The sequence below is a fragment of the Kineococcus indalonis genome (assembly GCF_009906395.1).
GTDB lineage: Bacteria > Actinomycetota > Actinomycetes > Actinomycetales > Kineococcaceae > Kineococcus > Kineococcus indalonis.
On record NZ_JAAALM010001018.1, the window covers coordinates 1 to 471 of the forward strand.

Below are 471 nucleotides of genomic sequence, written 5' to 3' on the forward strand. Positions count from 1 at the left end.
GTCTGCAGCCGCGAGGGGAGCGCGCCGAACGCCGCGCCCCAGACGACCACGACGGCCGCCGTGGCCCCGGCGTGGCCGGGGACCAGCGCCAGGGCCAGCAGGCACGCGGCGATCACCGCCGCGACGGCGCGCAGGGCGCCGAGGGGGTGGCGGTCGGCGGTGGCGCCGGCCAGCAGCAGGCCGGCGAAGCTGGCCAGGCCGTAGCCGAGCAGCGCCAGGCTCACCGAGCCCTCCCCCACGCCGGCGCGCAGCAGCAGCGGCGTGACGTAGGTGTGGGCGCCGTAGTGCCCCAGCGCCAGCACGACGGTGGTGGCCGCCACCAGCAGCAGCGCCCGCCCGCGCAGCGCCCCGAGCACACCGGGGCCGGCGGCACCGGGACGGGCGGCACCGGGACGGGCGGCACCGGGACGGGCGGCACCGGGACGGGCGCCGGAGCGCGGGGCCGGCAGCGTCGGCGGCTTCGCCCTGGCC

General features: G+C 81.7%; 1 pseudogene. It reads right to left on the bottom strand.

From position 1 onward, the window contains the following. Nucleotides 1-356 (bottom strand): annotated as a pseudogene (locus GTR00_RS22485) (MFS transporter); the annotation flags it as partial. Between the last annotated feature and the right edge of the window lie 115 nt (nucleotides 357-471).